The organism is Pseudarthrobacter sp. CCNWLW217 (assembly GCF_037203985.1).
Classification (GTDB): domain Bacteria; phylum Actinomycetota; class Actinomycetes; order Actinomycetales; family Micrococcaceae; genus Arthrobacter.
In genome coordinates, this window is sequence record NZ_JBBCBT010000005.1 from 154,323 (window position 1) to 180,599 (window position 26,277).

The following is a 26,277-nucleotide window of genomic DNA, read 5'->3' on the forward strand; positions in this document are numbered from 1 at the left end:
GGACGCGCGAGCTACTTGGCGTCAGCAGTGACTGGTTTCTGGGGGTCGACCTTGGTCTTCTCCGCGGATCCTGGGGCACCGGGCAGCGGCGCGTCAGCCGGCGAACCAGCAGGCGCAGCAGGGGCTGCGGCTGGCTTGGGGGCCGGTGTGGCCGCTGCGACGAAGGCGCCACGGGGGTTGTCGAGGTCGATCAGCTGCGTGGTGTCGCGGCCCGCGAAGAAGCTGATGATCCAGTTGAAGATCACCCGGAACTTGCGCTCGAACGTGGGCATTGCCATGCCGTGGTATCCACGGTGGGCGAGCCAGGCCAGGCCGCCCTTGAGGCCGATGCTGCCGACGAGGTTGATGTTCGCAACACCCTTCCATTCGCCGAAGCCGGCCACGGCACCGAGGTTCTTGTGCTTGTAGTCCTTCAGCGGCTTGTCCCAGCGGGAAGCCCACAGGTTCTTCGCGAGTCGCTTGGCCTGGCGAAGGGCGTGCTGGGCGTTCGGAACGCACGTACCGTCCGGCAGGCCACTGCCCGTGAGGTCCGGTACGGCTGCGATGTCGCCGGCGGCCCAGGCGTTCTCGACGATTCCCTCGTCCCCACCGATGCGTAGGTCAGGAAGGGTGCGGACGCGGCCGCGCGGCTCGAGCGGGAAGTCGGTGGAGCGCACCATCGGGTTGGCCTGCACGCCGGCAGTCCAGACCAGGGTGTCTGCTTCGAAGTCCTGCGCCGGCGTCTTGTCCGGGAGGTTGATGAGCTTGATGGAGCCCTCGGCATTGTCCAGGGAGGTGTTCAGCAGGACCTCGATGCCGCGGCTGCGGAGGTGCTCCACAACCCATTCGGCCTGCTTGGCCGTTACCTCGGGCATGATGCGTCCCATGGCCTCGACCAGGACGAAGCGGATTTCCTCCTGCTTGATGCGGGGGTTGTTCCTGACCGCCGCGCGGGCGAGGTCTTCCATCTCGGTGATGCACTCGATACCGGCAAAGCCGCCGCCCACCACCACGAAGGTCAGTGCCTTGGCGCGTGCTGCGGGATCGGTGATGGTGGATGCTGCTTCAATGCGCTCCAGCACCTTGTTGCGAAGGGCCACAGCCTCTTCGATGGTCTTCAGGCCGATGCCCTTGTCCGCGAGGCCCTTGATGGGGAAGGTGCGGGTGATGGCACCTGCGGCCATGACGACGTCGAAGTAGGGAACCTCAAAGTTCTCGCCGCCGTCCGTGGGAGCCACAACGGCGGTGCGGTTGGCGTGGTCGATCGAGGTGACGCGGCCCTGGATCAGTTCAGTCTGCTTGAGGTGCTGGCGGTGGGAGACCACGGCGTGGCGGGCTTCGATGTTGCCGCCTGCTACCTCGGGAAGGAACGGCTGGTAGGTCATGTAGGGCAGGGGATCAACGAGGGTGACGATGCCACCGGCATTCGCGATCTTCTTCTGCAGTTTGAGTGCTACGTACAGGCCGACGTACCCGCCGCCGACGACGAGTACCCTGGGACGGTCCTGGAGCTCTGGGGTGGTTGCCATGGTTTAAGAATACAGTACTTTGTGAAAATCTTCACTAACTACTACCCGGCTATGGCTTGCCTCCCGAATCGACGGCGTCCAGGACCCCGGTATCGGGTTCTTCATGGGCCAGGCGGGGATTGCGGGCGGCCCTCCGCAGCTGGATCGCGGCTGCCGCGATGATGACCACAAAAAGCACGGCGAACCCAATAACGACGGCGGCGCCGAGGGCGGAGTCACGCTGCGACGGAGCCTCTGCGGCGGGCACTGTGGCCTCGGGCAAGGTGGGTACTGCGCTGGGGACGTCGGTGGTGGGCACTGGCGCGGGCGTTGACAGGTTGCCGCGGCGATGCACGCGGATCCAGTCCGAGATGGAGCCCAGCGGGTTGCTGGCGGCTTCGGGAACTGAATCCTTCAACGCGGCCTCGGCGTTAAGGACGCCGAACCCGTACAGCGGGTCCTTGCCCGGTGCGCCGGCGTCCTTCGCGGTGGTGACGATCCGGTTGATGACTTGTTTTGCGCTCATCTCCGGCCACTTCGACCGGATCAGGGCAGCGACTCCGGCCACAATGGGCGTCGCGCCGGAGGTGCCTGCCCATTCGGCGTAGCCGCCGCCGGGCATCCCCCCGAGCAGGTTTTCCGCCGGGGCCGCCACACCGATGCTGATCCCCTGCGAGGATGAGTCGACGCTTGCCACACCCTTGCGGTCCAGCCCGGCCACCGTTAGCACGCCCGGAATAGTTGCCGGTGCACCCACCTGGAGGTTACCGCCCACCCGGTTTCCGGCGGCGGCCACGATAACGACATCCTTCTGCTCCGCATACAGGAACGCCGCATCCCAGCTCTGTGGCCACTGGGGCGTGGTGCTGCCCAGGGAAATGTTGATGACCTTGGCGCCGTTGTCCACGGCCCAGCGGACGGCTTCGGGGATCTGGTCCTGATCGCTCTTCCCGGCAGGGTTGGCGGAACCCAGCCAGGTGGACACTGACAGGATCTGCGCCTCAGGGGCAACGCCCACGATTCCGGCCGGTCCGGCACCGGAGGGGGCAGGGCTTGGACTGGCGGTGGAGCCTGCCGGCTGATGGCCGCGGCCGGCCAGCATCGTGGCTACCAGCGTCCCGTGTTCCGGCTTGGCGCCGATGCTCTTCTGCCCGTCCGGATTTCCGGCCCCCGATGCATCGTAGCCCCCGGCGACGGCTCCCTTGAGGTCGGGATGTTGGCCGTCCACGCCGCTGTCGATCACAGCGACCTTCACGCCGGAACCCTTCGAGACCTCCCAGGCCTTCGTGATGCCGGACTCGGCCAGCCAGTATTGTTTGTCGCGCTCGGCGTCGGCCTGCGCTGCAGGCGCAACCGCAAGTCCTGCAGCCAGGCTGGCTCCTGCCAGGGTCATCGCCAGGAGAGCGGAGGCGGTCCGGCGGAGCCGGGCTGTTGCTCTGGTCATTTGGGGTCCCATGGTCGGTGACATGAACTCGGGCCGCTGGCTGCGTCGGACTGACACTGCCTGGCTGCTGCCGCTCAGCTGATGCTCAGGGCAATACCGTCAAGAATATCGTGTTCGCTGGCAGTGGCCGTGACGATCCGGCCGCCGCTGAGCCCGCGAAGCCGTTCCAGGATGCGCCGCCAGACAAGGCCGCCGGCGCCGATGACGTCCACGCGGCCCGGATGCATGTACGGCAGTGCGGCACGCTGCGCCCTGGGCATCTCCAACAGGTCGGTAGCCGCCCCGCGGATGTCGTCGATGGGCAGTTCGGTGCCGTGGATCGCGTCCGGCGAATATTCCGGCAGGCGCATCGCGTGGGCTGTGATGGTGGTGATCGATCCGGCCACCCCGACGACGGCGGTGGCACGTTCCAGCGGAACATCCAGTCCCGCCTTGGTAATGGCGGCATCAACGTCGGCTTCCGCGGCGGCGATCTGTTCAGCAGTGGGCGGGTCTTCCCTCAGGTGGCGTTCAGTCAGCCTGACGCAGCCGATATCCACCGATTTGGCGGCGGTGACGCCGTCGGCGGTGCCGAGCACGAATTCGGTGCTTCCGCCGCCAAGATCAACCACCAATACCTGGGCCCCGTCGAGGATGGGCAGGACACTGCTGGCACCGGCGAAGGAGAGCGCCGCTTCCTCATCGCCGGTGATCACCTCGGGTTCGACTCCGAGGAGGTCGCGGATTCCGTCCACAAAGACCTGGCGGTTACGCGCGTCCCGGCTGGCGGAGGTGGCGACGAAGCGGACTTTCCCGGCGCCGTGGTCGCGGATCAGCCGGGCATAGTCAGCTGTGGCCGCGAAGGTGCGTTCCAGGGCTGCGGGAGCGAGCTCACCGGTGGCGTCCACGCCTTCACCCAGTCGGACAACGCGCATCTCGCGGACCACATCGGCCAGTTTCACCGCCCCGTTGCTGCGGTCGATGTCAGCGATCAGCAAGCGGATGGAATTCGTCCCGCAGTCGATGGCCGCGACGCGGCTCATGGTGTTGCCTCCGTAGTGCTGGCGGACTGGCGGACCGGTGCGGGACGGCCAACGATATCGGGCAGACCTTGGGGTCCGTGCCTGCTCAGGTCCTTGGCCGGGGCCTCGCCCGCGGTGTCCCAGGCGCCGTCGCAATAGCAACGGTCCGCTGTCCACCATTCGCTGATGTCCGCGATGGCCTCATCACCGAGAGGGTTGACTCCCGGACCGGCCGCCAGCGAGTGCCCCACGAGGACGTGCAGGCATTTGACGCGGGTGGGCATGCCTCCGGCGGAGATACCGTCAATCTCCGGGACTGCGCCCACTCCTGAGCGTTCCCCAATTGCGGCCCTGGATGCCAGGTACTCTTCGTGCGCCGACCGGTAGGCAGCGGCAAGCGACTCATCGGCAGCCAGCCGCTCATTCATGTCGTTCATCAGTCCGGCGGCCTCCAGCCGGGAGACCGCTGAGGTGATCACGGGATGCGTCAGGTAGAAAGTGGTGGGGAACGGTGTGCCGTTGCCCAGCCGTGGGGCGGTGGCGGCCACGAGCGGGTTCCCGCAGACGCAGCGCGCCGGGATCTCCACAACATCGCGGACGGGCCTGCCCAGCTGGCGGCTAAGCACTTCGAGATCGTGCGCTGATGGCTGGCGGGACTTCTCCGGCGCAGTTGCCGTGTTTTCTTCCACTGGCGCGGCCATCCTTCCTCTATTGGTTCAGTCTGTGGCCGCACGCCTGATGGACTCCCACAGGGAATCCACCCACGGCAGATCGGCGGGGTCTTGTGCTGCAGCAGCGGACTGGCTGCTGCTGCTACCGGCCGGCAAGTCGCTGCCGAATACCCAGTAGCCGGTCTCACCCGGCATAACCATGTTAATGCGGTCGCGGGCCTGTTGTTTCACGTAGTTGGGGTCCTGCCACCGCGAAACCTGTTGCCGGAGGGTGTCCTGCTGTGCCTGGCTGGCCGCAATGTCGGCATTCAGGGCGGCGATTTCGGCCCTTTTGTCGAAGAAGATCTTCACCGTGGGCGCCAGCATGATGGTGATCGCAATCATGACCACGGCCAGCGCGAGCATCCGCCCGGAGAAGGCCTTGGCCGGGACCGGATGGCCGTCGTCGTGTGCCGCATCCCTGGCGGGGCCGCCCTTCCGCGTTCCGCCCTTGCCAGGAAGGTGGACGCCGCTCCCCCGCGTCTTCGTCGCCGGCGCCTGAGTGTCCCTGTTTGCTGGGGCGGCGCTTTTGGCAGAGGCCACTTTGTCCTTGGTCCCGCCGAAATCGGCCCGGATGACCTCAGCTTTCCCCGCGGCTTCCTTGGCTGGCTCCGTGGTGGCTGGCGGCCGAGTGGCGGCCCTGGGAACTTTGGGACGGCGGGTAGCCATGACACTCCTGAAACGTGCGGCCTGCTGCGGCAGCAACTGTCTGCGCGGGACAACCCGCGGCTGAACAAAACCAGGCCGGGTGGACAGCCCGGCGAAACAAAAACCGGTGGCTATGGTCTTTCAACCATAACCACCGGTCAGTTGTTTATGCGGCTACTAGCCCTTGAAACGCGGGAACGCGCTGCGGCCGGCGTAGCGGGCAGCGTCGTCGAGTTCTTCTTCGATGCGCAGCAGCTGGTTGTACTTGGCCACACGCTCGGAGCGGGCCGGAGCGCCGGTCTTGATCTGGCCTGCATTGGTGGCCACCGAGATGTCAGCGATGGTGGTGTCCTCGGTCTCGCCGGAGCGGTGCGAGGTGATGGTGGTGTAACCGGCGCGCTGGGCCAGGCTGACGGCGTCCAGCGTCTCGGTCAGTGAACCGATCTGGTTGACCTTCACCAGCAGCGAGTTAGCCGTCTTGGTGTCGATGCCACGCTGCAGGATGGACGGGTTGGTGACGAAGAGGTCATCGCCAACGAGCTGGACCTTGTCACCGATGGTGTCGGTGAGAGTCTTCCAGCCTTCCCAGTCGTTCTCGTCAAGCGGGTCCTCGATGGAAACCAACGGGTAGTCGGCGACGAGCTCGGCGTAGTATGCGCTCATCTCGGTGGCGGACAGTGCCTTGCCTTCGAACTGGTAAGCACCGTCGGTGAAGAACTCGGAGGAGGCGACGTCCAGTGCCAGGGCGATGTCCTGGCCCGGGGTGTAGCCGGCGTTCTTGATGGCTTCCTGGATCAGGTCCAGCGCTGCACGGTTGGACGGCAGGTTCGGTGCGAAGCCGCCCTCGTCGCCGAGGCCGGTGGAGAGGCCCTTTTCCTGCAGGACGGCCTTGAGGGCGTGGTAGACCTCAACGCCCCAGCGGAGCCCCTCGGAGAAGGTTTCGGCACCCAGCGGAACAACCATGAATTCCTGGATGTCGACGTCGGAGTCGGCGTGTGAGCCACCGTTGAGGATGTTCATCAGCGGCACGGGCAGCACGTGGGCGTTCGGACCGCCCAGGTACTTGTACAGCGGCAGGTCAGCGGAGGCTGCAGCTGCGTTCGCAACGGCGAGGGAGACGCCGAGGATGGCGTTGGCGCCCAGCTTGCCCTTGTTGGCGGTGCCGTCCAGGTCGATCATGGCCTGGTCGATGCTGCGCTGGTCAGTGGCGTCGAAGCCGGTCAGGGCCGGAGCGATCTGGTCGATAACGGCGTCAACGGCCTTCTGGACACCCTTGCCGAGGTAACGGCCTTTGTCTCCGTCACGGAGCTCAACAGCCTCGTGCTCACCGGTGGAGGCACCGGAGGGAACTGCCGCGCGGCCGATCTGGCCATCGGAAAGCAGGACTTCAACTTCTACGGTCGGGTTGCCACGGGAATCGAGGATCTCGCGGGCGTGGATGGCATCGATAAGCGCCATGAATATGCTCCTTATGGGCGATAACTGGGAGTCTGACAGCGGAAAATTAGCGGAAAACTCGACGTCCTCGTCAGGGACAAGAGTAGTCGAGAGTGGTGGAGGTTACGGAAACCTATCCAACCCCCGGACGTCATGAAGGCGCGTTGCTGCCCTCATAAGCGGCCTGGTAGCGCCGGACAGCGCCCCGAAGGGCACGTTCGGCGTCGAATCCCTGACTGCGTGCGGAGCCGACAACGGCGAGCAGCAACTCGCCCAGCTCCTCTTCTGTTTGCACGGAGGGGGTTTCGACTTCCGGGGATCGAGCATGTGGAGACCCGGATCGGGCTGCCCGGTCCAGCGCCTTCTGCGCCTTGGCCAAGGCCGGCAGCGCGTGCGGAATACCCTCGAAGGGGTCCTTGCGTTCTGGCCGTTCAGCCCTCTTGACGGCATCCCATTTCTGCACAATCTCCTCGACAGTTGCCGGAAAGCTGTCCTGCAGGGAGCCGTCGGGCCGGAATACGTGCGGGTTGCGCCGGACCATTTTGGCCGTCAGCCCGCGGGCAACGTCGTCGAACGTAAAGCTTCCCCGCTCCTGGGCGAGCCGGGCGTGCAGCACCACCTGGAGCAGCACATCGCCGAGCTCGCCCTGGAGTTCGGAGTCGTCTGCGCCGGTCTCGATGGTCTCGGCGACCTCGAACGACTCCTCCAGGAGGTACTCCACCAGGGACCTGTGGGTGAGCGCGCCCATCCACGGGCAGTGTTCCCGCAGCTGGGCTATGACAATCAGCAGCCGTTCAACGGGGGTCTGGTCAGCCAAGGTTTGCGTAGGCGTCGTTGATGTACTCCACTAGCGCTTCCTTCTCCTCAAGGGGCAGGAAGGACGCCTCCGCCGCGTTGAGGGTGAGCTCGAGGAGGTCGTCGAGGTCGTAGTCGAAGGTTTCCACCAGGAGCTCGAACTCGTCAGTCAGGGTGACGCCGCTCATCAGCCGGTTGTCGGTGTTGATGGTCACGTTGAACCCGAGCTGGTAGAGCATGTCCAGCGGGTGGCTCTCGATGCCGTCGCCGAAGCCGGCAATCGCCCCCGTCTGGAGGTTGGAGGAGGGGCAGATCTCCAGGGCGATGCCGCGGTCCCGGATCCAGCTGGAGAGGTCACCCAGGGTGACCAGGCCGATGCTGTCCTCATCGCTCTCAGCGTCATCTTCGTCGTCGAACTCCACCATGATGTCCTCAGCGATGCGGACGCCGTGGCCAAGGCGCAGAGCCCGGCCATCGACCAGGGCGGACTGGATGCTCTCCAGTCCGGCGGCCTCGCCGGCGTGCACCGTCGCGGGGAAGTTGTGCTCTGCCAGGTAGGTGAACGCGTCCTTGAAACGGGAAGGCAGGAAGCCGTCCTCGGCGCCGGCGATGTCGAAGCCGACCGCTCCCTTATTGCGGTGGCGCACAGCGAGTTCGGCAATTTCCTGGCCACGGTCCGCGTGCCGCATTGCCGTGATCAGCTGGCCAACCTGGATCTCCCGGCCGGTTTCGGCCACGGCGTCGACGCCCGCTTCGAGGCCTTCCTGCACAGCCTCTACCGCTTCGTCCAGGGATAGGCCCTTCTGAAGATGCTGTTCGGGAGCCCAACGGACCTCGCCGTAGACCACGCCGTCGTCGGCCAAGTCTTCAACGAACTCCTTGGCGACGCGGAACAGGCCTTCCTTGGTCTGCATCACCGCCACCGTGTGGTCGAACGTCTCCAGGTAGCGGACCAGCGAGCCGGAGTCGGCGGACTCACGGAACCATTGGCCCAGTGCCACAGGGTCATCGGAGGGAAGCGTGTGGCCAACGGCCTCGGCGAGCTCGATGATGGTGGCGGGGCGGAGGCCGCCGTCCAGGTGATCGTGAAGGGAAACCTTGGGCAGGCTCTTCAGGTCGAAATCGATGGCAGGGGCAGCGTCAACAATGGGCTCAGTCACGTACCAACCTTAGGGTCGGCGGACGCGCAACGCCAGCCGCTACTGGGTGCCAGGCTCAGGGTCCCCGGACGAGGAGGCCAGGATCGGGGCAGACCCTGCAGGCAGGGGTTGCGCCCCGTCCGGTCCGCCGTCGAGCCATTCATCCACGACTTCGGCGTCGTTGCGGGCAAGGTGCTTGTGCCACCAGCGCAGGGCGTGGTCGATCACGATGCCCAGGACGATCGCGAACACCACGGCAATGCCTGCACTCAGCAGCGGGTTGTGGTGGAGCCACGGGAACGAACTGGCAAGGAGGCCGATGCCGATCGAATAGCCCACCCACGTAACGCAGGCGAAGGCATCCAGCAGGAAGAACCGGCGGTGCCCAAAACCGGTGCTCCCGGCCACATAGTTCACGGCTACACGGCCCCAGGGGATGTACCGGGCCGTGAAGATGAGGACCGCCCCGCGCTTTTCGAGTTCATACCTCGCCCAGCCGAAAGCCTTCTGAACCTTCGGGCGGCGCATCCATTTCCAGCGGTCCAGGCCGATCCTGCGGCCCAGGAGGAAAGCCATGTTGTCCCCCGCGATGGCACCGATCAGTGCGGTGACGCCCAGGATCCACAGGTTGGGCTCCCCACCGTGGCGGGAAAAAGCTGCCAACGCAACGATGAGGGTCTCACTGGGGACCACCATCGCGAAGCCGTCCACAAAAAAGAAAACCAGCAGAACTGGGTAAATCCACCACTGGCCCGCTGCATGGAGCACGGCCTCATTGATAAACTCCACGCGGGTCTTGCTCCTAGACGAAAAAATGACGCAGCCAAAAGTGACGGAAATCGCTCTTCAGTGTCCCACGGCCAGGGCGTCGTTCGCTACGTCCCGGCCGTGGAAGTACGCTTCCAAACCTAGCGGCAGGCGGGCCGTTCCGTCGTCGTCCTGCGGGCTGATATCGGCAAGGTGCCGCGTCAGTCCTTGGGTGGAGTCCCGCCGTCGGCCGAGGCTTCGGGGTCCTTCATCCGTTCCACCACCGGCACCCTCCCGCGGATGCGGTTGATGACGAGGTCTACAACGATGCCGAGTGCTACGGCACAGACGATGGCGATGACGGCGCCCAGCAGGTGGTTATCCTCGAACCACTGCCCGAAGAACAGCCCGATGCCCACCGAATAACTGGCCCACAGGGTAGCCGAGAGTACGGTCAGGCTGATGAACCGCAGCCGCGGATAGTGCGTCACGCCGGCGGTGAGGTTCACTGCCACGCGGCCGATCGGCACGAACCGGGCTACCAGGATCAGCGACGCAGGCCGTTTCCGCAGTTCCCCACCTGCCCAGCGGAAGGCGCTTTGCATGCGGGGTCCGCGCATCCAGGACCAGCGGTGTGTCCCGACCCTCCGCCCGATGGCGTAGGCGATGTTGTCGCCCGAGAAGGCGCCGAGGCCTGCAACCAGCATCAGCAGCCAGGGGTTGGGGACATCCGCGGTGGCGGCCACTGCTGCCAGTCCCACCACTACGGATTCACTGGGTATCGGGGGAAAGAAACCATCAATGACGCAGCAGGCCAGAACGAGGAACAGCACCCAGGGCTGCCCGGCGGCGGCGAGGATGAAATCATTGATGGCCTGCATTGTCCCTATGCTATTCGGTCGATGATGAGCTGTTGGGCCGGACGGGAACCCTCCGGAGCGATCACCACCGCGTGCTCCAGTGCTTCCTTGGCGCGCGCGAACTTCTCCGGAGTGTCCGTGAGCAGCGTCATCAGCGGTTCGCCTGCGCGCACCACGGCTCCCGGCTTGGCATGCATCCGGACGCCGGCACCGGCCTGGACGAGGTCCTCCTTGCGGGCACGTCCGGCGCCAAGGCGCCAGGCCGCAACACCCACCGACAGTGCGTCGAGTTCAACGAGCACGCCGTCCGCGGGTGCGTAGATGACTTCCGATTCCTTGGCCACCGGCAGCTTGGCCCGGGGATCCCCTCCTTGGGCCTGGACCATGCGGTCCCAGACGTCCATGGCCCGGCCATCCTTCAGCGCGGCCCGGGGGTCGGCGTCGTGGACGCCGGCGCAAGCCAGCATCTCCTCCGCCAGCCGGACTGTGAGTTCGACGACGTCTTCCGGCCCGCCGCCGGCCAGCACCTCCACGGATTCCTCCACCTCGATGGCGTTGCCGGCGGTGAGGCCCAGGGGCGTGCCCATGTTGGTGAGCAGCGCCACGGTATTGACGCCGGCATCCTTCCCGAGGGCCACCATGGTCTCTGCCAGTTCCCGGGCTTGGGCCTCGTCCTTCATAAACGCGCCGCTTCCCACCTTGACGTCGAGGACCAGCGAGCCCGTGCCTTCGGCAATCTTCTTGCTCATGATCGAGGAGGCGATCAGCGGGATGGCTTCGACGGTGCCCGTGACGTCCCGGAGGGCGTAGAGCTTCTTGTCCGCAGGCGCCAGCCCGGCACCTGCGGCGCAAATCACGGCGCCTACGTCCTGGAGCTGGGACATCATCTCGTCGTTACTCAGGTCTGCCCGCCAGCCGGGAATCGACTCCAGTTTGTCCAGCGTGCCGCCAGTGTGGCCCAGGCCGCGGCCGGACAGCTGTGGTACCGCCACGCCAAAAACGGCTACGAGCGGCGCCAGCGGGAGGGTGATCTTGTCGCCCACGCCGCCGGTGGAGTGCTTGTCGGACGTAGCCTTCACACCGCCGTCGGGCCGCCGCAGGCCGGAGAAGTCCATCCGCTCCCCCGAGGCAATCATGGCAGCGGTCCAGCGGGATATCTCCGCCCGGTTCATGCCGTTCAGCAGGATGGCCATGTTCAGTGCCGCCATCTGTTCGTCGGCTATTGCACCGCGGGTGTAGGCGTCGATCGTCCAGTCGATCTGCTCGGGACTCAGTACGCCTTTATCCCGTTTGGTGCGGATGATGTCGACGGCGTCGAACGCGTCAGTTCTTTGGGTCACGTCCAATCCTCCAGGTTTTGGGGGCCAAATGCATCGGGCAGCACCTGGTCCATCGTCTTGATGCCTTGGGTGGTCATCAGCTCCATGCCGGGAGCGCGGAACTCATAGAGCAACTGGCGGCAGCGGCCACACGGCATCAGCACGTGGCCGGAGGCATCCACGCAATAGAAGGCGCGAAGCAAACCGCCTCCCGTCATGTGCAGGTTGCCGACCAGCGCGCATTCGGCGCAGAGTGACAGTCCGTAGCTGGCATTCTCCACGTTGCAGCCGCTGACGATGCGTCCGTCGTCGGTAAGGGCCGCGGCCCCGACATGGAACTTCGAGTACGGCGCGTAGGCGTTGTGCATGGCGGCTACTGCGGCCGCTTCAAGCGCCGGCCAGTCAACGGGGTTCGTGCCCTTCGCAGGGGTCTCCATGGCCGTCAACCCTTGACGTACGGGATGCCGCTGGCCGCCGGCGGCCTGGAACGTCCCACCAGTCCGGCGACGGCGAAGACGGTCACCAGGTAGGGCAGCATGGCCATGAACTGGCTGGGCACGGGGGTCCCGATAATAGTCACGATGCTCTGGAGGTTGTCCGCGAAGCCGAACAGCAGGGCGGCAAAGAAAGCTCCAATGGGGTTCCACCGGCCAAAGATCAACGCGGCCAGGGCGATGAATCCGCGACCGCCGGAGATCTCCTTAGTGAAGCTGTCGATCGCCACCAGGGTGAAGAACGATCCGCCGATGCCTGCGATGGCGCCGCCGATGGTGACGTTCCAGAAACGCGTGGCGTTGACCTTGATGCCCAGGGTGTCCGCCGCCTGCGGGTGTTCGCCCACGGCACGGACCCTTAGCCCCCATTTGGTCTTGAAGAGGCCAAGCCAGACGACGATGACCGCGACGTACATCAGGTAGCCCACCAGCGTCTGCTTGAACAGGATGGGCCCAATGATCGGGATACCGGACAGCACCGGAATTTCGATGTTGTCCAGGCCCACGGGCGAATTGAACTGGGCCTTGTTGGCCTGCATGACGGTACTGAACAGGAAACCGGTGAGGCCGGACACCAGGACGTTGAGGACAACACCCACAATGATCTGGTTGACCAGGTACTTGATGCTGAAGAGCGCCAGGACCATGGAGACGACGGCACCCGCCACTGCTGCGGCCAGTAGGCCCAGGAAGGGGTTCCTGGTCATCGTCGCCACCATGGCGGCCGTGAACGCACCGCCGAGGAGTTGCCCTTCGATGGCTATGTTGACCACGCCGACGCGTTCGCACAGGACCCCCGACAAGGATCCGAACACCAGCGGTACTGCAAGGGTGACGGATCCGGCGATCAGGCCCGCAAGCGAAATGCTGGGCGTACGGGCTCCGCCCACCACCCAGATCAGGAAGGCTGCCACGAAGAGTACGGTGAAGGTGATGGGCAGCCAGGCCGGTGCTGCCTGGTCCTTCGTTTTGAGGAAGACCGCATACGCCGCGAGCCCCAGCAGGATCACCGAAAGCACCAAGCCGCCAAGGAACGCGGGCACTTCGAGGGCCGGTAGCTGGAAGAAGTCACTGCCGGTGGAAATGCCAAACTCGGCAGTCTGGTTGGGTCCCATGAGGCCAAAGAAGACAAAGGCGACGAGTGCCAGGAGCGCCAGCATCACGGGGGTCTTCCATGTCACTGGCTTGGCCGAGACTCTCTGGGACCGGTTGGCGGCCTGCGGGGTTCCAGGCTCGCGTTTTCCTGGCAGGGGCGAGGTTGCTGTTGTGCTCATGCTGCGCCTCCGGTGGTTGCCGCCTGCTGGGACCTGCCGGCTTTAGCCGGCTTCCTGCGCCGTGGATTCAGCCCGAAGACGGCCCGCACCAGCGGCGGGGCCGCGATGAAGAGGACGATCAGGGACTGGACCACCAGGACGATGTCGATGGGGGTTCCGGTCTGGATCTGCATCTGCACGGCGCCGGCGCGGAAGGCGCCGAACAGCAAGCCCGCCGCGAAGGTGCCCCACGGCGTCGAACGTCCCAGCAGCGCAACGGTGATCGCGTCGAAGCCGTAAGTGGCAGCCACCCCGTCGGTCAGGACCTTTTCCGTGCCTGCCACCTGGGCGACCCCTGACATGCCGGCCAGGGCTCCCGCGATTGCCATCACCAGGATGGTGGAGCGCGACACGTTGATGCCGGCTGTCTGGGCCGCCTTGGGGTTTGCCCCCACGGCCCGGAATTCAAAGCCGACCGTGGAACGGTTGAGGAGCCACCAGACCAGGATGGTTGCGGCGATGGCCAGGATGAAGCCCAGGTGCAGCCGGTACTGTGAGCCGAGGATTTGGGGGTATACCGCGGTGGCGTCCAAGATGGGCGAGATGGGGTTGGATTCGCCCGGTCGCTGGAAGGCCGGCGTGTTCAGCAGATATCCCAGGAAGTACAGCGCCACATAGTTGAACATGATGGTCACGATGACCTCGTGGGCGCCTGTCCGGGCCTTGAGGAGCCCCACCAGCCCGCCCCACAGTGAGCCGCCCACGATGCCGGCTACGAGGACCAGCAGCAGGTGCAGTCCCACCGGGAGGTGCAGCGCGAAGCCAACCCACGCGGCAAGGATGCCTGCCATGACGATCTGGCCTTGGGCACCGATGTTAAAGAGGCCCGCGCGGAATGCCAGGGCTACACCCAGGCCAGCGGTGATCAAGGGCGTCGCAATGGTGAGGGTCTCCATCAGCGGGGCAAACTGGACAGCCACGCTGGAAGCCATGGGGTTGAAGATCGCCCCCTGGAACAGGGCGACATAGGAGCCAGTGGCCGCGGTCCAGACAGCGGAGAGGAAATCCGTGGGGCGGGCAAACAGGTACGTGGAGGTCGCGCCCACCCGCTCATCGGTGCTTGCTATCAGCAGGCCGCCGATGACGAGGGCAAGCAGCACAGCCAGCAGGGAAACCATGCCGCTGCCGGTGAAGATCCGCCGGGCCAGTGTCTCGGGACCGCCAGGCAGCTTGCCGCTCTGCGCCGTGGCCGGAACCGCCGAAGGTTCCATGGCTCCCCCGGCAGTATCCAGGGCGACAACCGCGGCAGTTTCCTCGGCAGCGGGACTTTCCTCAAGGGGTTTCTCAGCAGGCCGGTCAGCCGCGTGTTTGCGGGGGTGCTTCTCAGACATGGTCGCCTCCTTCGGCGCTGGCGGTGGAGGTTGGTGGGGTCTCAGTGGTGCCTGTTTCCCGGCGCCCGTTTTCTGCGGGCAGCTTCCCTGCGAGCGCAGTGTCCGTTGGTGTAGCGTCCTCCGGCGATATCCCGGCCATCATGAGGCCGAGGACGTCCCTGCCTGTGCCCGAAGGGACTATGCCCACGAGCTTGCCCTTATAAACGACCGCAATCCGGTCGGCGAGTTCCATGACCTCGTCCAGCTCCGTGGACACGATCAGCACAGGCGTTCCGTGGTCGCGTTCGGCAACGATCCGTTTGTGCAGGAACTCGATCGAACCAACATCAACACCGCGTGTGGGTTGGGAGGCGATAAACAATCGCAAAGGCCGGGAGAGTTCCCTGGCCATGACTACTTTTTGCTGGTTGCCTCCGGACAGGGTCCCTGCAGCCAGGGACCCTGACTCGGTGCGGACATCGAACTCGCCAATCCGCGTCTTCGCATTCTCCAGGACTTTCGCCGGGCTCATGCTGATCCCCTTGGCGAACGGGGGCTGGTCGTAACGGTCCAGGACGAGGTTCTCTGCGATGGAGAACGTTCCGATCAGGCCGTCCACCGAGCGGTCCTCCGGAACAAAACCGACGCCGGAGTTGAGGACATCTTTGACGCTGCGGCCCAGGAGTTCTTCACCGTCGAGCATGATCGAGCCGTGAACCCGATCTTGCAGGCCAAGGATGGCCTCGGTCAGTTCCGTCTGCCCGTTTCCCTGGACCCCTGCCAGCGCCAGGATCTCGCCACGGGCGATGTCGAAGCTGATGCCGTCTACTACGTGTTGGCCACTCGGGGCAATGACGGTGAGGTCCTTGACCTGGAAGGTCTTCTCCTGGGGCTTGGCGGGAGCCTTGTCCAGGGTGAGGCTGACAGCCCGGCCGACCATCATCGATGCCAATTCCGCCGTGGGGGCCGCAGGGTCAGCGCTGCCCACAACTTTGCCGCGCCGGATCACGGTGATGGTGTCGGACACCGCCTTGACCTCACGGAGTTTGTGCGAGATGAAGACAATCGAGGTTCCGCTGCTTTTGAGCTGGCGCATGATGTCCAGCAGCTCATCGGTGTCCTGTGGCGTCAGCACCGCCGTCGGTTCGTCGAGGATGAGGACCCTGGCGTCGCGGACGAGCGCCTTGATGATTTCCACGCGCTGCTGCACGCCCACCGGGAGGTCCTCCACCAGGGCATCGGGGTCGACGTCGAATCCGTAGCGGTCCGAGATCTCCCTGATCTTGCGCCGGGTGTCGTCCAGGTTAAGGAAGCCGCCCGCCTTGGTGGATTCCGCGCCAAGGGCTACATTCTCGGCAACCGTGAAGACAGGAACGAGCATAAAGTGCTGGTGCACCATGCCGATGCCGGCAGCCATGGCGTCGCCGGGGCCGCGGAAGGAAACTGGTTTGTCGTCAATGAGGATTTCGCCCTCGGTGGGCTCGTAGAGCCCGTACAGCACATTCATCAGGGTGGACTTGCCGGCCCCGTTCTCGCCCAGCAGACAATGGATCTGTCCGGGTTCAACCACCACGTCGATGTGATCGTTGGCGAGCAGGGAGCCGAAACGTTTGGTGATCCCTCTGAGTTCAAGTTTCAAAACTCTGACCAATCTCGAAGCGTCCGGTGAATCCCCACCGGACGGGATATGTGGCTGCAGCACCAGCCTAGTGCGTGCAGTCCTGCGTGGGCGGTCTCGCGGACCAGCGAACTCCAACAAAAAGCGCCACCGCCCGGCCAGTCGATGACCATCCGGGGGTGGCGCTCAGTGAAGGTGGCTAAGCCTTGGGGCTTGCCGCCGACTCGACCTTCAGCTTGCCGTCGATGATGTCCTTCTTGAGCTGGTCCAGCTCGGACTTCAGCTCAGCCGGGACCTCGGCGTCGAAGTTGTGGAAAGGTGCCAGCTGGACGCCGTCGTTCGCCAAGGTGCCAACATAGGGGGTGTTGGTGAACTTACCGTCCTTGTCGTCCTTAACCACGGTTTCAACGGCGTCGCCCATCAGCTTCATGACCGAGGAAAGCATGATGTCCTTGTATTCCGGTGCGGTCAGGAAGCCGTCGGAGTCAACCCAGATAAGCTTGACGTCCTTGCCCGCAGCCTTCGCCTCCATGAGAGCCGCGCCCGCACCCTTGCCCACCGGACCGGCGACAGGCATAACGATGTCAGCTCCCTGGTCCAGGAAGTTCTGGGTGAGCTGCTTGCCCTTGTCCTGCTTTTCGAAGTCGCCGGTGAAGCTGCCGTCCTGGGTGGCTTTGTCCCAGCCAAGGACCTTGACGTCCGCGCCCTTCTTTTCGTTGTAGTACTTCACGCCATCGGCAAAGCCGTCCATAAAGATGGTCACGGTGGGGATCTTCCGGCCCCCGAAAGTGGCTACGCTTCCGGTCTTGGTGGTTCCTGCGGCCAAGTAACCGGACAGGAACGCTGCCTGGGCGGTGTCGTAGATGATCGGCTTGACGTTGCTGATGGGCGGGTCGTAGCCGAAGTCGATGATGGCGAAGTGGCTGTTCGGGTTGGCCGCGGCCTGGGCCTTGGTGGCATCGCCGAGCAGGAATCCGACCGTCAAGGTGAGGTCGCAGTTGGCTGCAACCATCGCCCGCAGGTTCGGCTCGAAGTCGTTATTGGTCTTGGACTCGACCTGGTTGATCTTGATGCCCAGATCGGCTTGTGCCTTCTTCAAGCCCTCGTACGAGGACTGGTTGAACGACTGGTCATCGAATCCGCCGGAGTCCGAGACGATGCAGCCGGTGTAGTCACTGGCCGTCGCGGTGGGGCTGCCGGCTTCGGGAGGCGCACCGCAGCCGGTCAAGAGGAGTGCGGTAGCACCCACAGTGGCCACGCCTGCGACTGAACCGCGTTTGAGGTGTGCACGCAGTGATGTCTTCAAGATTCCTCCAGGATGAAGAGAGATGCGCTACGACGGGAATTCAATGAGTGTCTGTTTCAACCCTGAAATTCTGTTTTCACTGACGGTCCGCAGCACTGCGCCGAAGCGCTCTGATGAAAGCTACTTTAGTGGCCTGCGCCACTACCGGTAACACATCCCGGGCCGATCCCGAAGATTGTTGAGATTTTGTTACCAAGCAGTAGGTACCACGCATATATGGGGCGGATGAAACACTTGTGGCCCCGTCGAAACGGGGCCACAAGTGTTCGTCTGTCCTGGAGGACGGCGCTAGAGGCGAACCAGCATCTTCCCGGTGTTCGCGCCGTCCAGGAGGTCCATGAAGGCCCGCGGAGCGTTCTCCAGTCCGTCCACCACCGTCTCGTCGTAGCGGACCGAACCGTCCGCCAGCCAGGCCGACATCTTCTCGAAGAACTCCGGTCCGTGCTGGCGCTGTCCGCCCACCAGGAACCCGCGCAAGGTGAGCTGCTTGCCGATGGCGAGCATGAGGTTGCGCGGAGCCGGTGTGGGCTCGGTGGAGTTGTACTGGGCGATGGCGCCGCACATGGCCACGCGGCCGCCGACATTCAGGACCGCCAGCGCTGCCTCCAGGTGCTCACCGCCCACGTTATCGAAATACACGTCGATGCCTGCAGTTCCGGCGGCCATTTCGAGCTGCTCCCGCACGGGCCCGTCGTGGTAGTTGAACGCAGCATCGAAGCCCAGCTCCAGGAGCCGTGCAACCTTTTCGGGGGTTCCCGCACTGCCGATGACCCGGGAAGCGCCCATCGCCTTGGCAATCTGACCCACGAGCGACCCCACAGCACCAGCGGCACCGGAAACGAACACGGCATCCCCGGCTTTGAAGTCCGCCACCTTAAGGAGTCCGGCATACGCCGTCAGGCCGGTCATGCCCAGGGCCCCGAGGAACGCCGACGCCGGCGCGAGGTCGGTGCGGGCAACAGATGTTTTGTCTGCGTCCAGGACAGCGTACTCGCGCCAGCCCAGCTGATGGACGACGGCGTCACCCACCTTCCGTCCCTCGGCCCTGGACGCGATGACCTCACCAACGGCACCGCCGTCGAGCGCCGCATCCAGTGCGAAAGGCGCGGAGTAGGACTTGACGTCATTCATGCGTCCGCGCATGTAGGGATCCACCGAAATGTAGAGGTTCCGGACCAGGATTTGGCCCTCCTTGAGCGCCGGCAGCGGCGCCTCGGCCAAGCGGAAGTTCTCCGGAACGGGGCGTCCGGCGGGGCGCGATGCCAGGTGGATTTCACGGGTGGATGTGGGTAGTGCAGTTGTTGTGCTCATGCTGCGAACTCCAGGATTTTGATGTCCACCGTCATGTTTCCGCGGGTGGCGTTGGAGTAGGGGCAGATCTGGTGCGCTTTGGCTACCAGGCTTTCGGCCGTGGCGAGGTCAACGGCAGGGACAGCAATTTCCAGTTCCGCGGCGAGGCCATAACCAACGCCGTCCTCCAGTGCCCCGAAGTGGATCTTGGCAGCCACCGCCGAATCGGTGAGATCAGCACGCTCCTTGCGCCCTACGAGGCGGAGTGCCGAATGGAAGCACGCAGCGTAGCCGGCGGCGAAAAGCTGCTCCGGATTGGTGCCCAAGCCGTCTCCGCCCAGTTCCACGGGGCTCGCCAGGCTGACATCCAGCTTCCCGTCCTTGGTGCGTGCGTTTCCGTCCCGGCCTTCGCCGGAAGCCAGGGCCTCGGCCGTGTAGAGAGTCTTCATGTGTGTCCGTCCTGTTGGATATGGATGGCGGAAAAAGTGGTGGTCAGTGCGAGCGGTGGAGTGCTTCCGTGAGCCTGCCGAGAGTGGCGCGGAGCTGTTCGAGTTCTTGGTCCGAAAGTCCGGCAGCATCGGCAAGATGCTGGGGAATCCCGCTGGCCTTGCTGCTGAGCGCCCGCCCGGCTGTGGTCAGGTGGATGGCTACACGGCGTTCGTCTTCGCCGGATCGGCGCCGCTCCACGAAGCCCAGCGCTTCCAGGCGCTTGAGCAGCGGCGACAGTGTGCCCGAGTCGAGCCCCAGCTCCTCCCCCAATTCCTTGACTCCCTTCGCATCGGATTCCCACAGGACCAGCATCACCAGATACTGCGGGTAGGTCAGGCCGAGGTCTTCAAGGATGGGCCGGTACACGGCGGTTGCCGCACGGGAGGCGGCGTAGAGGGCAAAGCACACCTGGCGGTCGAGGCGGGGAGCTTCAGTCATGACCTAAACGATAGTGCACAATTCAATTGTGCACAACTTACCGGATTGGAAAAGGCGCGAACTCGCAGGTAATGCGCCCAAATTGTGGAATTAAGGGCGTTAGCTGCCAGTTCGCGCCAGGGAGTCAGACGGCCCGGAGGTCGCGGATGGTCCTCAGGGCGGCGGCGGTCAGGACCTGGATGCCGAAGCCGAGGGCCCGCTCGTCCAGGATGTAATCGCCGCGGTGGAGATCGTACTCTTCGCCGCCGGGAGTCTTAGTGCCAAGCCGCATCATGGCGCCGGGCAGTTCTGCCAGGAACCAGGCGAAGTCCTCCCCGCCCATGGACTGCGGGGTCAGCACTACCGCGCCTTCGCCGATTTCAGCGCGAGCAGCAGCTTCGATGAGGGCGGTTTCGTGCTCGGAGTTAACTACTGGCGGGACTCCCCTGGTGTGCTCCAGCCGCACGTCCACGCCATACGGCGCGGCCACTTGGTGGACCACCTCATCCAGGAGTTCCCCGGCGCTGTGCCAAGCGTCCCGGTCCAGGCAGCGCATGGTGCCGGCCATGTATCCGCTGCCCGGAATGGCGTTGGGAGCGGACCCGGCGGAGATCTGCCCCCAGACCACGGACACCCCGCTGCGGACATCCACGCGGCGGGACAACACGGCCGGAACGTTCACGGCTATCTGCGACAGGGCAAACACGAGGTCTTCGGTCAGGTGCGGGCGGGAGGTGTGGCCACCCCGGCCTGACAGCTCAATCCGAATGGTGTCCGACGCCGAGGTGATGGCGCCGATGCGCGTTCCGATCTTGCCGACGTCGATACGCGGGTCACAGTGCAGCGCAAGGATCCGCGGGACGCCGTCCAGGACGCCTTGCTCGATGCACGAATGCGCACCGCCGGGCATGGTCTCTTCTGCGGGCTGGAAGATAATACGGACAGTGCCACCCAGCGGCGCTTCCTGGTGCATCCGGTCAAGCACCAAGGCGATGCCCAGCATGGTGGTGGTGTGGACATCATGGCCGCAGGCATGGGTCACGCCGTGGTTCTTGGACGCGAACGGCAGGCCTGTCTCTTCGATGATGGGGAGGGCATCGATATCACCGCGCAGGGCAGTGGCAATGGGGCCCTCACCGACGTCCACCGTCAGCCCGGTTCCGTCAAGCCGCTTGGGTTGCAGGCCGGCAGCCTCAAGCCGTTCCACGAGCCTGTCAGTGGTTCGGAATTCCTTGAACGACAGCTCAGGGTGCGCGTGAAGGTCCCGGCGGAAATCGATCAGTTCCGGAAGGAGCGGCTCCAGCCATGGCCCCACCAACGCGGTGGGCTCAGCTTCAGTAGTGTAATTGCGCACAGATTTACTCTAGCGAGCGTCCACGGAATAGCGGCATCACAGGCGGCGCGTTACGGATTACTCGTCCCGGAGCGACTCGGACCATTGAACTACAGGACGTCGGTGTCGCCGCTTGCCTTCAGCGCATCAACAGCACCCTTGACCCGCTGGGCGTGCTGCTTGGTGGTCACCAGAAGGGCGTCCCCGGTGTCAACGATGACAACGTCCTTGATGCCGATAAGGGCAATGACGCGCTTCGTGTCAGAGACCACCACGCCGCTGGCGTTCTCGGTGAAGACGCGGGCTCCCTCGCCAATAACCGTGACGTCATCCACCTCACGGGCGCTGTTGAGCCGGCCCACCGATGCGAAGTCTCCGACGTCGTCCCAGCCGAAAGTGCCGGGGACCACTGCGACGTCGCCTGCAGCGGCAGCAGGTTCGGCCACCGCGTAGTCAATGGCGATCTTGGGCAGTGTGGGCCAGACCCGTGCCGTGACTGCATCCCGTTCGGGAGTGTCCCACGCCTGGGCAATCTCCTGCAGGCCCTTGAAGAGTTCCGGTTGGTTGGCTTCAAGGTGCTTAAGCATCAGGGCAACGGGAGCCACGAACATACCCGCATTCCAGACGTACTCGCCGCTGTCCACATACTGCTGGGCAACGTCCTCGTCCGGCTTCTCCACGAACTCCACCACCGCCTGGGCACTGGGGGCTCCTTCGATGTGGAGTTCCTGCCCGGCCCGGATGTAGCCGAAACCGGTGGACGGGTGGGTCGGCTTAATGCCGATCGTCACGATCTTTCCCGCGGCTGCCGTATGGATGGCCTCCCGGACGGCTTCCTGGAAAAGGTGGTCCGGGCTGATCACCTGGTCTGCGGCAAAGGAACCCATGATGGTATCCGGGTCCCGTTCGTGCAGGATGGCAGCGGCGAGGCCGATGGCTGCGCCGGAATCCTTCGGCTCGCTTTCGAGCACGAGGTCGGCGTCCTGGACCTCGGGCAACTGGCGGCAGACGGCCGCACGGTGTGCCGTGCCCGTGACCACGAGGACCCGCCGGCCCGCCAAGGGCTCTAGTCGGTCGTACGTGGCACGAAGCAAAGTGCTGCCAGACCCCGTGAGGTCGTGGAGGAACTTGGGAGCTGCTGCGCGTGACAGGGGCCATAGACGGGTCCCCACTCCGCCTGCCGGAATCACCGCAATAAAGCGGTTAAGGGGTGAAGCCGGGCTTGTCACTTTGTTTGTACTCATCACCGCTTACTTTAGCGGACCCGCCCGCGGAGGCCTCCCCAAAGGGCAGCTGGCACGCCCCGAACCGCCCGATCATGTGGCGTTCGTCTCAAAACAGGCGCAAAACCGCGGCAGCAGGAGTCACCAAGGAGTTCCTAAATTGAATAAGCTGTGAGCGAAGCCTAGATTTAGGCCTGAGCTACGAGTGCTCTCGCAGCAGGCGTTCCCCCCGCGTGGATCTCATGCCAGCGCCGCTGTGTTGCAGGGAGGTTTAATCAGTGCCGACAAAACCAGCTGGCACCTTGTACCGCGGCCGTGAAGGCATGTGGTCCTGGGTAGGACACCGTATTACCGGTGTTGTGATCTTTTTCTTCTTGTTGGTCCATGTGCTGGACACCTCATTGGTGCGTGTGTCCCCCGAGGCCTACACGGCTGTGATCGGTGCCTACAAGAATCCCCTGATGGCCCTGGGTGAAACGGGCCTTGTCGCCGCGATTGTCTTCCACGCCTTTAACGGCCTGCGGATCATCGCCGTCGATTTCTGGAAGAAGGGCGCGAAGTACCAGCGCCAAATGCTGTGGACGGTCCTGGCCCTTTGGGTAGTCGTTATGGTCGGCTTCTCCATCCGCCACCTTTCCCTCGCCCTCGGAGGTCACTAAGCCATGACTGCAACTCAGATCCAGAGTCCGCGCAGCGGCAAGATCGCCCCGCAGTACCGCCGCAGCGGCGCATCGAGGGGGAACTTCGAGATGGCCGCTTGGCTGTTCATGCGGCTCTCAGGCGTGGTCCTGGTTGTCCTGATTTTCGGGCACCTCTTTGTGAACCTGCTCGTGGGCGAAGGCATCCACGCCATCGACTTCGGTTTCGTGGCCGGCAAATGGGCCGATCCGTTCTGGCAGTTCTGGGACCTGGCCATGCTGTGGCTCGCCATGCTGCACGGCACCAACGGCGTCCGCACCATTATTAACGACTACGCCGAGAAGGACTCCAGCCGCTTCTGGCTCAAGGCAGTGCTCTATGCTGCCACCGCCGTCATCATCATCCTCGGCACCTTGGTGATCTTCACCTTCAACCCGTGCCCGTTGGACGTCAACGGCGTGCCGCTGCCGGGTGGTTTCTGCCCCGCTGCGTAGCGACCATCTGGAGCCCGCGATTAACCGCGGGCCGCGTTTTGCGGAGCAGGCAACGCCTGCCCGTTGTTTTACACAGAATTTTGAGAGAAAGAGCGTCTGGTATGCAGGTCCATAAGTACGACGTCGTCATCGTCGGTGCCGGTGGCGCTGGCATGCGCGCCGCGATCGAATCCGGTCAGCGCGCCCGCACAGCAGTACTGACCAAGCTCTACCCCACCCGCTCGCACACCGGTGCGGCGCAGGGTGGCATGTGCGCGGCACTTGCCAACGTCGAGGAAGACAACTGGGAGTGGCACACCTTCGACACCATTAAGGGCGGCGACTACCTGGTTGACCAGGACGCCGCCGAAGTCATGGCGAAGGAAGCCATCGACGCCGTGCTGGACCTTGAGAAAATGGGCCTGCCGTTCAACCGCACGCCTGAAGGCCGCATCGACCAGCGCCGCTTCGGCGGCCACACCCGCGACCACGGCAAGGCACCGGTCCGCCGCGCCTGCTACGCCGCAGACCGCACGGGCCACATGATCCTGCAGACTCTCTACCAAAACTGCGTCAAGCACAATGTGGAGTTCTACAACGAGTACTACGTCCTGGATCTCCTGACGGTCGAAGAGGACGCGGTCCGCGAGGACGGCACGCCGTACAAGCAGAAGCGTGTTGCCGGCGTCGTATCCTATGACCTCGCCTCCGGTGAACTGCACGTATTCCAGGCCAAGTCCGTGGTGTTCGCCTCCGGCGGTGCTGGCAAAGTCTTCAAGACCACCTCCAACGCCCACACCCTGACCGGCGACGGCATGGGCATCGCGTTCCGCCGCGGCATCCCCCTGGAGGACATGGAGTTCTTCCAGTTCCACCCGACAGGCCTCGCCGGCCTGGGCATCCTGCTTTCCGAGGCAGCCCGCGGTGAAGGTGCCATCCTTCGTAACTCCGAGGGTGAGCGCTTCATGGAGCGCTACGCCCCCACCATCAAGGACCTCGCACCCCGTGACATCGTGGCCCGCTCCATGGCCAACGAAGTCCGTGAAGGCCGCGGCTGTGGTCCGAACAAGGACTACGTCCTCCTGGACCTGACCCACCTGGAGCCTGCGCACATCGATGCCAAACTCCCGGACATCACTGAATTTGCACGGACCTATCTGGGCGTGGAGCCTTACACGGAGCCTGTCCCGGTGTTCCCGACGGCCCACTACGCCATGGGCGGCATCCCCACGAACATCACCACCGAGGTCCTGCAGGACAATGACACCGTGGTGCCGGGCCTGTACGCCGCCGGTGAAGTGGCATGCGTTTCCGTCCACGGCTCCAACCGCCTCGGCACCAACTCCCTCCTGGACATCAACGTGTTCGGCAAGCGCGCCGGCATTGCGGCGGCTGAATACGCCAAGACGGCCGACTTCGTGGACCTCCCGGAGGATCCCGAGGCTTACACCATCGAACTGCTGGACATTGCCCGGAACGGCAACGGCGACGAGAAGGTGGCCGTGATCCGCAAGGAACTCCAGGACACCATGGACGCCAACATGCAGGTGTTCCGTACGGCCGACACGCTGAACCAGGTCCTTCGGGACATCGAGTCCTTCGAGGCCCGCTACAAGAACATCAGCGTCCAGGACAAGGGCAAGCGCTTCAACCTGGACCTTCTGGAAGCCGTTGAACTCGGCTTCCTGCTGGAGTTGGCCAAGGTCATGACCGTGGCAGCCCTGCATCGTGAGGAATCCCGCGGTGGACACTTCCGCGAGGATTTCCCGGACCGTGACGACGAAAAATTCATGAAGCACTCCATGGCGTACAAGGACGACCACGCCCCGGCCGACGGCTCTGCAGAAGCAATTGCCGGCATCCGCCTGGCCACCAAACCGGTTGTCTTTACCCGCTACGAGCCGATGGTGAGGAAGTACTAAGATGTCCGCCGAACTTGCTGAGCCAGCCTCAAAGATCGAACTGCCCGCCCACATCGGAGGCGGCGGCGAGATCCCCACATTCGATGTCACGCTCCGCGTGCGCCGTTACAACCCCGAGGTGTCCGAGGACGCCACATGGGACGACTTCAAGGTGACCATGTACGGCACCGACCGCGTGCTGGATGCCCTGCACAAGGTCAAGTGGGAGATCGACGGCAGCGTTTCGTTCCGCCGCTCCTGCGCCCACGGCGTCTGCGGCTCCGATGCCATGCGCATCAACGGCCGCAACCGCCTCGCCTGCAAGACACTCCTGAAGGACCTGGACACGTCCAAGCCCATCACGGTTGAGCCGATCAAGGGCCTGCCGGTCGAGAAGGACCTGATCGTGGACATGGAGCCGTTCTTCCAGTCGTTCCGTGAAGTCATGCCCTTCCTCATCAACAAGGGCCACGAGCCCACCAAGGAACGGCTGCAGTCCGCCGAGGACCGTGAGCGCTTCGACGACACCACCAAGTGCATCCTCTGCGCTGCGTGCACGTCCTCGTGCCCCGTGTTCTGGACGGACGGGCAGTACTTCGGCCCGGCCGCCATCGTGAACGCCCACCGCTTCATCTTCGATTCACGTGATGATGCCGGCGACATGCGCCTGGAGATCCTGAACGACAAGGAAGGCGTGTGGCGTTGCCGCACCACCTTCAACTGCTCCGAAGCGTGCCCCCGCGGCATCCAGGTGACCCAGGCCATCGCCGAGGTCAAGCAGGCAATCCTCTCCCGCAAGATCTAGTTCACGTCTTACCGAACGACGGCGTCATGCACTGAAAGTGTTAATGGCGCCGTCGTCTGTTTTAACACACGACGGCCAT

The 26,277-nt window shown here is 64.4% G+C and carries 25 protein-coding genes; 4 read left to right on the forward strand and 21 right to left on the reverse strand.

The genetic code is table 11. The features are described from left to right. Positions 1–11 precede the first annotated feature (11 nt). The 21 genes from V9L18_RS08005 to V9L18_RS08105 form a co-directional block, all read right to left on the reverse strand. Positions 12–1,508, reverse strand: coding sequence for an NAD(P)/FAD-dependent oxidoreductase (locus V9L18_RS08005; protein WP_337346658.1), 1,497 nt, complete (start codon positions 1,506–1,508; stop codon positions 12–14). Between the two features lie 49 nt (positions 1,509–1,557). Further along, on the reverse strand, positions 1,558–2,931 hold the full coding sequence (locus tag V9L18_RS08010) for a S8 family serine peptidase (RefSeq protein ID WP_337346659.1): 1,374 nt from the start codon (positions 2,929–2,931) through the stop codon (positions 1,558–1,560). 74 nt (positions 2,932–3,005) lie between these two features. Continuing rightward, entirely contained in the window at positions 3,006–3,953 is a 948-nt protein-coding gene (locus tag V9L18_RS08015) for a Ppx/GppA phosphatase family protein (RefSeq protein ID WP_337346660.1), read from the reverse strand. Beyond that, positions 3,950–4,621 (reverse strand): DUF501 domain-containing protein, encoded by a 672-nt coding sequence (locus V9L18_RS08020; RefSeq protein ID WP_337346661.1) that lies wholly within the window; start codon positions 4,619–4,621, stop codon positions 3,950–3,952. Before V9L18_RS08020 ends, V9L18_RS08015 begins: the two co-directional genes overlap by 4 nt. 27 nt (positions 4,622–4,648) lie before the next feature. Then, complete coding sequence (locus V9L18_RS08025) at positions 4,649–5,311, reverse strand: FtsB family cell division protein (protein ID WP_337346662.1); 663 nt, start codon at positions 5,309–5,311, stop codon at positions 4,649–4,651. A gap of 156 nt (positions 5,312–5,467) precedes the next feature. Beyond that, the gene (gene eno / locus V9L18_RS08030; protein WP_337346663.1) at positions 5,468–6,748 is read right to left on the reverse strand and encodes a phosphopyruvate hydratase; all 1,281 of its coding nucleotides are present in this window, start codon (positions 6,746–6,748) and stop codon (positions 5,468–5,470) included. A gap of 130 nt (positions 6,749–6,878) precedes the next feature. Then, positions 6,879–7,475, reverse strand: coding sequence for a MazG nucleotide pyrophosphohydrolase domain-containing protein (locus V9L18_RS08035; RefSeq protein ID WP_337346751.1), 597 nt, complete (start codon positions 7,473–7,475; stop codon positions 6,879–6,881). A gap of 61 nt (positions 7,476–7,536) precedes the next feature. Next, entirely contained in the window at positions 7,537–8,682 is a 1,146-nt protein-coding gene (locus tag V9L18_RS08040) for an adenosine deaminase (RefSeq protein WP_337346664.1), read from the reverse strand. Positions 8,683–8,721: 39 nt separating this feature from the next. Continuing rightward, positions 8,722–9,450, reverse strand: a complete 729-nt coding sequence (locus V9L18_RS08045) for a DedA family protein (RefSeq protein ID WP_337346665.1) — start codon at positions 9,448–9,450, stop codon at positions 8,722–8,724. Positions 9,451–9,629: 179 nt separating this feature from the next. After that, a complete protein-coding gene (locus tag V9L18_RS08050; protein WP_337346666.1) occupies positions 9,630–10,289 on the reverse strand; it encodes a DedA family protein in 660 nt (219 codons plus the stop codon). Positions 10,290–10,294: 5 nt separating this feature from the next. Then, positions 10,295–11,608 carry a thymidine phosphorylase gene (locus V9L18_RS08055; protein ID WP_337346667.1) on the reverse strand — a complete coding sequence of 438 codons (1,314 nt, stop codon included), beginning with the start codon at positions 11,606–11,608 and terminating at the stop codon, positions 10,295–10,297. Further along, positions 11,605–12,024, reverse strand: a complete 420-nt coding sequence (locus tag V9L18_RS08060; protein WP_337346668.1) for a cytidine deaminase — start codon at positions 12,022–12,024, stop codon at positions 11,605–11,607. Before V9L18_RS08060 ends, V9L18_RS08055 begins: the two co-directional genes overlap by 4 nt. Positions 12,025–12,029: 5 nt before the next feature. Beyond that, the gene (locus tag V9L18_RS08065; protein WP_337346669.1) at positions 12,030–13,355 is read right to left on the reverse strand and encodes an ABC transporter permease; all 1,326 of its coding nucleotides are present in this window, start codon (positions 13,353–13,355) and stop codon (positions 12,030–12,032) included. Then, complete coding sequence (locus V9L18_RS08070) at positions 13,352–14,725, reverse strand: ABC transporter permease (RefSeq protein ID WP_337346670.1); 1,374 nt, start codon at positions 14,723–14,725, stop codon at positions 13,352–13,354. Before V9L18_RS08070 ends, V9L18_RS08065 begins: the two co-directional genes overlap by 4 nt. After that, entirely contained in the window at positions 14,718–16,343 is a 1,626-nt protein-coding gene (locus V9L18_RS08075) for an ABC transporter ATP-binding protein (RefSeq protein WP_337346671.1), read from the reverse strand. Before V9L18_RS08075 ends, V9L18_RS08070 begins: the two co-directional genes overlap by 8 nt. A 178-nt stretch (positions 16,344–16,521) precedes the next feature. Continuing rightward, a complete protein-coding gene (locus V9L18_RS08080; protein WP_337346672.1) occupies positions 16,522–17,628 on the reverse strand; it encodes a BMP family lipoprotein in 1,107 nt (368 codons plus the stop codon). Positions 17,629–17,916: 288 nt separating this feature from the next. Next, positions 17,917–18,939, reverse strand: a complete 1,023-nt coding sequence (locus V9L18_RS08085) for an NADP-dependent oxidoreductase (RefSeq protein ID WP_337346673.1) — start codon at positions 18,937–18,939, stop codon at positions 17,917–17,919. Further along, positions 18,936–19,367, reverse strand: coding sequence for an organic hydroperoxide resistance protein (locus V9L18_RS08090; protein ID WP_337346674.1), 432 nt, complete (start codon positions 19,365–19,367; stop codon positions 18,936–18,938). The genes V9L18_RS08085 and V9L18_RS08090 overlap by 4 nt, the downstream gene beginning before the upstream one ends. Positions 19,368–19,410: 43 nt before the next feature. Then, entirely contained in the window at positions 19,411–19,845 is a 435-nt protein-coding gene (locus tag V9L18_RS08095) for a MarR family winged helix-turn-helix transcriptional regulator (protein WP_337346675.1), read from the reverse strand. A 124-nt stretch (positions 19,846–19,969) separates the two neighbouring features. Next, positions 19,970–21,178 carry an amidohydrolase gene (locus V9L18_RS08100; protein ID WP_337346676.1) on the reverse strand — a complete coding sequence of 403 codons (1,209 nt, stop codon included), beginning with the start codon at positions 21,176–21,178 and terminating at the stop codon, positions 19,970–19,972. Between the two features lie 89 nt (positions 21,179–21,267). Then, positions 21,268–22,401: a mannose-1-phosphate guanylyltransferase gene (locus V9L18_RS08105; RefSeq protein WP_337346677.1), complete on the reverse strand. Its 1,134-nt coding sequence runs from the start codon at positions 22,399–22,401 to the stop codon at positions 21,268–21,270. A 257-nt stretch (positions 22,402–22,658) separates the two neighbouring features. Here V9L18_RS08105 and sdhC point away from each other — a divergent pair, with 257 nt between their 5' ends. From sdhC to V9L18_RS08125, 4 genes are all read left to right on the forward strand, one after another. Continuing rightward, positions 22,659–23,039 carry a succinate dehydrogenase, cytochrome b556 subunit gene (sdhC, locus tag V9L18_RS08110; RefSeq protein WP_082576094.1) on the forward strand — a complete coding sequence of 127 codons (381 nt, stop codon included), beginning with the start codon at positions 22,659–22,661 and terminating at the stop codon, positions 23,037–23,039. Positions 23,040–23,042: 3 nt separating this feature from the next. Further along, on the forward strand, positions 23,043–23,513 hold the full coding sequence (locus V9L18_RS08115) for a succinate dehydrogenase hydrophobic membrane anchor subunit (RefSeq protein WP_337346678.1): 471 nt from the start codon (positions 23,043–23,045) through the stop codon (positions 23,511–23,513). A gap of 101 nt (positions 23,514–23,614) precedes the next feature. Beyond that, positions 23,615–25,414 carry a succinate dehydrogenase flavoprotein subunit gene (gene sdhA / locus V9L18_RS08120; protein ID WP_337346679.1) on the forward strand — a complete coding sequence of 600 codons (1,800 nt, stop codon included), beginning with the start codon at positions 23,615–23,617 and terminating at the stop codon, positions 25,412–25,414. A 1-nt stretch (position 25,415) separates the two neighbouring features. Further along, on the forward strand, positions 25,416–26,198 hold the full coding sequence (locus V9L18_RS08125) for a succinate dehydrogenase iron-sulfur subunit (RefSeq protein WP_307051608.1): 783 nt from the start codon (positions 25,416–25,418) through the stop codon (positions 26,196–26,198). Positions 26,199–26,277: the final 79 nt, after the last annotated feature.

Excerpts from the sequence above, each read along its gene's own strand:
- V9L18_RS08095 (WP_337346675.1), bottom strand. The coding sequence starts at position 19,845 with ATGACTGAAGCTCCCCGCCTCGACCGCCAGGTGTGCTTTGCCCTCTAC.
- V9L18_RS08105 (WP_337346677.1), bottom strand. The coding sequence starts at position 22,401 with ATGAGTACAAACAAAGTGACAAGCCCGGCTTCACCCCTTAACCGCTTT.
- V9L18_RS08085 (WP_337346673.1), bottom strand. The coding sequence starts at position 18,939 with ATGAGCACAACAACTGCACTACCCACATCCACCCGTGAAATCCACCTG.
- V9L18_RS08010 (WP_337346659.1), bottom strand. The coding sequence starts at position 2,931 with ATGACCAGAGCAACAGCCCGGCTCCGCCGGACCGCCTCCGCTCTCCTG.
- V9L18_RS08050 (WP_337346666.1), bottom strand. The coding sequence starts at position 10,289 with ATGCAGGCCATCAATGATTTCATCCTCGCCGCCGCCGGGCAGCCCTGG.
- V9L18_RS08125 (WP_307051608.1), top strand. The coding sequence starts at position 25,416 with ATGTCCGCCGAACTTGCTGAGCCAGCCTCAAAGATCGAACTGCCCGCC.
- V9L18_RS08060 (WP_337346668.1), bottom strand. The coding sequence starts at position 12,024 with ATGGAGACCCCTGCGAAGGGCACGAACCCCGTTGACTGGCCGGCGCTT.
- V9L18_RS08090 (WP_337346674.1), bottom strand. The coding sequence starts at position 19,367 with ATGAAGACTCTCTACACGGCCGAGGCCCTGGCTTCCGGCGAAGGCCGG.
- V9L18_RS08015 (WP_337346660.1), bottom strand. The coding sequence starts at position 3,953 with ATGAGCCGCGTCGCGGCCATCGACTGCGGGACGAATTCCATCCGCTTG.
- V9L18_RS08025 (WP_337346662.1), bottom strand. The coding sequence starts at position 5,311 with ATGGCTACCCGCCGTCCCAAAGTTCCCAGGGCCGCCACTCGGCCGCCA.
- V9L18_RS08005 (WP_337346658.1), bottom strand. The coding sequence starts at position 1,508 with ATGGCAACCACCCCAGAGCTCCAGGACCGTCCCAGGGTACTCGTCGTC.
- eno (WP_337346663.1), bottom strand. The coding sequence starts at position 6,748 with ATGGCGCTTATCGATGCCATCCACGCCCGCGAGATCCTCGATTCCCGT.
- V9L18_RS08035 (WP_337346751.1), bottom strand. The coding sequence starts at position 7,475 with ATGGGCGCGCTCACCCACAGGTCCCTGGTGGAGTACCTCCTGGAGGAG.
- V9L18_RS08070 (WP_337346670.1), bottom strand. The coding sequence starts at position 14,725 with ATGTCTGAGAAGCACCCCCGCAAACACGCGGCTGACCGGCCTGCTGAG.
- V9L18_RS08065 (WP_337346669.1), bottom strand. The coding sequence starts at position 13,355 with ATGAGCACAACAGCAACCTCGCCCCTGCCAGGAAAACGCGAGCCTGGA.
- V9L18_RS08115 (WP_337346678.1), top strand. The coding sequence starts at position 23,043 with ATGACTGCAACTCAGATCCAGAGTCCGCGCAGCGGCAAGATCGCCCCG.
- sdhA (WP_337346679.1), top strand. The coding sequence starts at position 23,615 with ATGCAGGTCCATAAGTACGACGTCGTCATCGTCGGTGCCGGTGGCGCT.